This window comes from Chloroflexota bacterium, assembly GCA_014360805.1.
Lineage (GTDB): Bacteria > Chloroflexota > Anaerolineae > DTLA01 > DTLA01 > DTLA01.
In genome coordinates this window covers 1-6582 of sequence record JACIWU010000120.1, presented here as the reverse complement: position 1 = coordinate 6582, position 6582 = coordinate 1, and the positions used below count along the sequence as shown (strand labels likewise).

Below are 6582 nucleotides of genomic sequence, written 5' to 3'. Positions count from 1 at the left end.
CGACGCACGCGTCGCCCCTACGACCGGCGCCCGATGCTTCAGCGTCGGGGCGGTGAAGCATGACCGGCGAACATCAAGAGAGAGGGATCATTGGGAGCGGGAGGAACGCATGCTGAATTACCCCTGGCTCGTTCTGCTATTCCCCCTCGTGGGGGTGATTATCAATGCATTCGTTGGCCGCCACCTGGGCAAGCGGGGCGCGGGCATTCTGGCCTCGGCCATGGTGGGCCTGTCGTTTGTCGGCGCGGCCTGGATGTTCGTGGAACTCCTCGGCCTGGAAGACCGCGTCGTTACGCGCCCGTTGTTTGACTGGATTTCCGTCGGCGACTTCAATGTGCAGGTCAAGTTGCTCATAGACCCCCTGTCCTCGGTGATGGCGGTGGTGGTCAGCGGCGTCTCCTTCCTCATTCATATCTACTCCATCGGCTACATGGCCCACGACGAGCGGTTCGTCCGCTTCTTCGCCTACCTGAACCTGTTCGTGTTCGCCATGCTGACCCTGGTGCTGGCCGAGAACTTGCTGGTTACCTACGTGGGCTGGGAAGGCGTGGGGCTGTGCTCGTACCTGCTCATCGGGTTCTGGTTTGAGCGCAAGTCGGCCGCCGACGCGGGCAAGAAAGCCTTTTTGGTCAACCGCGTGGGCGATGTGGGGTTCGCCCTGGGCCTGATGCTGATGTTCGTTACCTTCGGCTCGCTGAGCATGAGCCAGGTGCTGGAGAACATCATGGTGGTGCGCCTGATGCCTGGCGTGGCGACGGCCATCTCGCTGCTCCTGTTCGTGGGCGCGGTGGGCAAGTCGGCGCAGATTCCGCTGTACGTCTGGTTGCCCGACGCGATGGAAGGCCCCACGCCGGTCAGCGCCCTCATCCATGCCGCGACGATGGTTACCGCCGGCGTGTACATGGTGGCCCGCACGCACACGCTGTTCGCGCTGTCGCCGTCGGCGCTCACGTGGGTGGCGGCCATCGGCGGGGTTACCGCCTTCTTCGCGGCGACCATCGCGCTGACCCAGCACGACCTGAAGCGCGTGCTGGCCTATTCCACCATCAGCCAGTTGGGCTACATGTTCCTGGGCGTGGGCGTGGGAGCCTATGCCGCGGGCATCTTCCACCTGACGACGCACGCCTTCTTCAAGGCGCTGTTGTTCCTCGGCGCGGGCAGCGTCATGCACGCCCTGGCGGGCGAACTGGACATCCGCAAGATGGGCGGGCTGCGGAGCAAGATTCCCATTACGTTCTGGACGTTCCTCATCGCGGCCCTGGCCATCGCGGGCTTCCCTGGCCTGGCGGGGTTCTTCAGCAAGGACGAAATCCTGTGGCAGACTTTCGCTGGTGGCAAGACCTTCCTGTGGGCGCTGGCGCTGCTGACGGCGGGCCTGACGGCGTTCTATGTATTCCGCCTGGTATTCATGGTGTTCTACGGCGAGTCCAGGGTGGACAAGAAGGTAGCCGCGCACGTCCACGAGTCGCCCCGCGTGATGACCGTCCCCATGGCGATCCTGGCGGTCTTCTCGGTGATTGCCGGCTACATCGGCGTGCCCAAGATTCTGGGCGGCAGCAACTGGATTGAGCATTACCTGGACGGGAGCCTGGGCTGGCACTCGCCCGATGCTGCCATCGCCGAGACGGCCCATGCCTCTGCCGGCACGGAATGGGCGCTGCTTATCCTGTCGGTCATCGTGGCGCTGGCGGGCATTGCGCTGGCCTACGTGTTCTACGTGCGGCGCACCGATTTGCCGGCGCGCGTCGCCAAGAGCCTGGGCGGGCTGTACACACTCGTGTACAACAAGTACAAGGTGGACGAGTTCTACACGGCGGTCGTCGTCAACCCGCTGCGGTCGCTGGGGCAGTTCCTGGCGGCTCGCGTGGACGGGCCGGTGGTGGATGGCATCGTAGAGGGCATCGCGGCGCTGGTGGCGCTCGTCGGGCGCGGATTGCAGGCGCTGCAGACCGGCCTGGCCCGCAACTACGCCCTGGCGATTCTGGCGGGCGCGGCGCTGCTGCTGGTGTACGCACTGGTGAGATAAGGCAATCAGCAGTCAGCAATCAGCGGTCGGCTATCGGAATGGCTGACGGCTGAACGCTGATGGCTGAACGCTCGCGAAGACAGTAACCAAGGAGACTCAGCGAAGATGAATCAAATGGGTTTTCCCCTTCTGACGCTGGTGGTGTGGCTACCCCTGCTGGGCGCCGTCCTGGTCTATGGGTTCCGCCGCGAGCAGGTGAAGGCCGTCAAGGCATGGGCGCTGGCGTTCACGGGCCTGACCTTCGTCGGAACGCTTCTCCTGTGGGTCTTCTTCCGTTCGGGCGAGGCGGGCTACCAGTTCGTGGACAGGGCCGCCTGGATTCCCCAGTTTGGGCTTGAGTACGCGCTGGGGGTGGACGGCATCAGCCTGTTCCTGGTCATCTTGGCGGCGCTGCTTTTCGTGGTGGCGGTGCTGACCTCGTGGCGGCTTGTGCCCGCGGAGGGGCTGCGCGGTTACTTCGCCCTCTTGCTGTTCATGGAGACGGGCGTGCTGGGCGTGTTCACGGCGCTGGACATGGTGCTGTTCTACGTCTTCTGGGAAGTGATGCTGGTGCCGGCGTACTTCCTGATCGGCCGCTGGGGCGGCGAGAAGCGGGTGCGGGCCGCCACCAAGTTCTTCATCTACACCATGGCGGGGTCGGCGCTGATGCTGGTGGCGATCCTGGCGCTGGGGTACGTCGGCTATTCGGCCAGCGGCGCGTGGACGTTCAACGTAGCGGAACTGGCCGGGCTGCGCATCCCGTGGTACACCCAGTTGGCGCTGTTCGGGGCCTTCGCCCTGGCCTTCGCCGTGAAGGCGCCCATTGTGCCCTTCCACACCTGGCTGCCCGATGCCTACGTGGAAGCGCCCACGCCCGTAACGATTCTCCTGGCGGGCATCCTGGGCAAGATGGGCGTGTACGGGTTCATCCGCTTCGCGATTCCGCTGTTCCGCGACGCGGCGGTGTACTTCGGGCCTACCATCCAGATTCTGGCGGTGGTCGGCGTCCTGTACGGGTCGCTCATCGCGCTGGTGCAGACAGATCTCAAGCGACTGGTCGCCTATTCCAGCCTGGCCCACGTGTCGCTCATCGTGCTGGGGCTGTTCGCGGTGAACGCGCAGTCCATGTCGGGCGCGGTGTTCCAGTCGGTGAGCCACGGCATCTACATCGCGGCGCTGTTCGCGCTGCTGGGCGCGCTGGAAGCCCGCAAGGGCACTCGCGACATTGCGGCGTTCGGCGGGGTGTGGAAAGCCGCGCCGGTGATGGGCTTCTTCCTGCTGATTGCGGTGCTGGCGTCGGTGGGGCTGCCTGGACTGAACGCCTTCGCGGGCGAGTTCGTGCTCCTGCTGGGGGTGTTCAAGGCGCAGAAGGCGCTGGCCGTGCTGGGCGCGCTGGGCATGATCTTCGGCGCGTGGTACATGCTGACGCTGTTCCAGCGTGTGATGCAGGGCACGGCCAAGCCCGGGCCACTGGCCGACTTGACGGGGCTGGAGAAGGTTACCGTTGCGCCGCTGCTGCTGCTGGCGCTCGTGTTCGGCGTCCAGCCCAATTTGCTGTACCGCATCATCGTTCCGGCAGTGGAGGCGGTGGTCAGAGCGGTGGCCTCGCGCTAACCGCAACACTTTGAACTTTGGGAGTCGGCGCGTTTCCCGAATCCTGCCGATGTTTTTTGCGGAGGAAGACGTTCATGGCGATTGATCTTCAGGTTCTCGCTCCGGAAGCGATTGTCCTGGCGTTTGTGCTCATCGTCTTGCTCATCCACGCGCTGAGCGGAAAGCGGAGCGCGACGTTGGTGGGCGGGCTGGCGCTGCTCGGCGTGGTGCTGGCGGGGGCGGCCTCACTGTACTATTGGGGCGACACAGCGCCTACCTTCCAGGGCATGGTGGCGGCGGACGGCTACGGCCTCTTCGCCAACCTGCTGTTCCTACTGGCGGCAGGTCTCGCCATCCTCATGGGGCTGGAAGCCGTGCGGCGGTTTGACTTGCCCGCCGAGGTCTTCGTCCTCGTCCTCATCGCGACCCTCGGCATGATGCTCCTAGGGTCGGCGGTCAACCTGGTGGCGGTGTTCCTGGCCCTGGAGATTCTCTCCATATCGCTGTACGTGCTGACAGCGTCGGAGCGGGATGAGTGGCGCTCGCTGGAAGCGGGCATGAAGTATTTCGTCCTGGGCGGGTTCGCGTCGGCGTTCCTGCTGTTCGGCATCGCCATGATCTACGGGGCCACCGGCACGTTCTCGCTGGCCGAGATCGGGGCGCAGGGCGCATCGTTCGCCGCGCTGAAAGACGCGCCACTCCTGGCCGCCGGCCTGGTCTTCGTGCTGGTGGGGTTCGCCTTCAAGGTGGCGCTGGTTCCCTTCCAGATGTGGACGCCCGATGTATACGAGGGCGCCCCGTCGCTGGTAACGGCGTTCATGTCCGTGGGCGCGAAGGCGGCGGGGTTCGTGGCGCTGGTGCGAATCATGGAGACGGCGTTCCCCTACTGGCGGACGGAGTGGGGCTGGGCGCTGGCGGCCATCGCCGTGCTCACCATGTCGTGGGGCAACATGGCGGCGCTGGGGCAACGCAGCGTGAAGCGTATGTTGGCCTACTCGTCCATCGCCCACGCCGGATACATTGCCATCGGCCTGGCCGTGGCGGGCCGCGCGGGGTACGCCAGCGTCTTCTTCTACCTGCTATGCTACACGCTGATGAACGTGGGCGCCTTCGCGGTCATCCTGGCGATGGGGCGCAAGGGGGCGCTCAACGAGGACATAGACGACTACGCGGGGCTGATACGGCGCAAGCCCGGGCTGGCTCTGGCCATGGCGCTGTTCCTGCTGGCGCTGGCGGGCATCCCCCTCACCGCCGGCTTCCTGGCGAAGTTGTACGTCTTCTCGGCGGCGGTCGTGGGGGGGTATGCGTGGCTCGCCGCGATTGCGCTCATCAACGCGGTGATCTCCGCGTACTACTATCTGCGCGTGGCCGGGCGGATGTTCTTCGGCGAGGCGCCGGCGGATGCCTCGCCCGTCCACGTCTCCGCGCCGCTCGGCGTTACGCTAGTGCTGACGGCCCTGCTGACGGTGGCGCTGGGCGTGTATCCCGCGCCGATCTTGAACCTCATCCAGGCGGCGATACGCCCCATCGTGGGATTCTAGGGAGCCAAGCGCCGCGCGAACACGCTATCTCTTTGCGAGATAGCGTGTTTTGTTTATGCAGTAGGGCCAATCTCTTCTTCGGAGGTGCGTTGTGAAACTGGACTACCGGAAAACGTTCACGCTGGGGTTTGGCTTTCTGGGCATCAGCCTGCTGTGGGCGCTGTACAATGCCTACGTGCCCATCTTCTTGCAGTCGGGCAACGCCGAGTTCACCCGCCAGTTGCTGGAGGCGGGCAAGGCGCTGCCGACCGTGGCGGGGTTCGGGTTGAGCGCGGGCGTCGCGGGGTTCATCATGACGCTGGACAACATCGCGGCGGTGTTCATCCAGCCGTGGATCGGGGTGCGCAGCGACAAGACGCGCACGCGGTGGGGCCGACGTATGCCGTACATCCTGGCCGGCGCACCCATTGCGGCGGTGGCCTTCGCGGCCATCCCGTTCGTCGTGAAGGCGATCCCCGAATCGCTGAACGGGCAGTTGAGCCAGATGACGGGCCTGTTCGCGCTGTTCGTCCTCGTCATCGGCGTCATGTTGCTGGCGATGAGCATCTTCCGCACGCCGGTCATCGCCCTGATGCCCGACATCATCCCGTCGCCGCTGCGCAGCAAGGCCAACGGCGTCATCAACCTCATGGGCGGCGTGGGGTCTCTGCTGGCCTTCTTCGGCGGGTCGGTGCTGTACAAGATAGACCCCGCGCTGCCTTTTGTGGTGGGCGCGGTGGTGATGCTCGGCGCGTGCCTCGTCGTCGTGTGGCGCATCAAGGAGCCGAAGGAGTTCCCCGATGACCCCGAAGAGAAGCAACTGGGCGTCATCGCGAACCTGAAGGAAGTGCTGGCCGACCCCGACCGCAGCGCCCTCCGCATCCTGCTGGCCATCTTCTTCTGGTTCCTGGCGTTCAACGCGCTGGAGACGTTTTTCACGTCCTACGGTGTGTTCTACCTGGGCATCAGCGAGAGCCGCGCGGCGCTCTTGCTGGGGTTCTTCTCGGTGTCGTTCATCATCTTCTCCATTCCGGCGGGGTTCATCGCCACGCGCTTCGGCCGCAAGCGCACGATCCTCACGGGCATTGTGATGCTGGCCGTGCTGCTGTTCCTGGGCTACTGGATTCCCAACGTAACGTTCATCACGCTGATGCTGGTGCTGGCCGGGTTCGCGTGGGCGCTCATCAACATCAACTCGCTGCCCATGGTGGTGGACATCGCGCCGCAGAGCCGCCTGGGGTCGTACACCGGGCTGTACTACTTCTTCTCGGCGTCGGCGGCCATCGTGGGGCCTATCGTGGCGGGGGCGCTGGTGGACTGGGTCGGCGCGTATAACGTGATTCTGCTGTCGTCGCCGGTGTTCGCCCTCATCGCGGGGGTGTTCATGCTGGGCGTCAAGCGCGGCGAGGCGATCACGGAGTAGGGCGGCCTCCCATAAGTTCGCTATCCGCGAATAACACGAAT

The 6582-nt window shown here is 65.0% G+C and carries 4 protein-coding genes; all 4 read left to right on the top strand.

Annotation, left to right across the window (positions count from 1 at the left end; all coding sequences use genetic code 11):
* Positions 1-109: 109 nt before the first annotated feature.
* The 4 genes from nuoL to H5T65_13475 all read left to right on the top strand — a co-directional run bounded on the left by nuoL (position 110) and on the right by H5T65_13475 (position 6541).
* On the top strand, positions 110-2026 hold the full coding sequence (nuoL, locus tag H5T65_13490; GenBank protein MBC7260242.1) for an NADH-quinone oxidoreductase subunit L: 1917 nt from the start codon (positions 110-112) through the stop codon (positions 2024-2026).
* 114 nt (positions 2027-2140) lie between these two features.
* Positions 2141-3619, top strand: a complete 1479-nt coding sequence (locus H5T65_13485; protein MBC7260241.1) for an NADH-quinone oxidoreductase subunit M — start codon at positions 2141-2143, stop codon at positions 3617-3619.
* Between the two features lie 74 nt (positions 3620-3693).
* Complete coding sequence (locus H5T65_13480) at positions 3694-5139, top strand: NADH-quinone oxidoreductase subunit N (protein MBC7260240.1); 1446 nt, start codon at positions 3694-3696, stop codon at positions 5137-5139.
* 91 nt (positions 5140-5230) lie between these two features.
* Positions 5231-6541: an SLC45 family MFS transporter gene (locus H5T65_13475; GenBank protein ID MBC7260239.1), complete on the top strand. Its 1311-nt coding sequence runs from the start codon at positions 5231-5233 to the stop codon at positions 6539-6541.
* Positions 6542-6582: the final 41 nt, after the last annotated feature.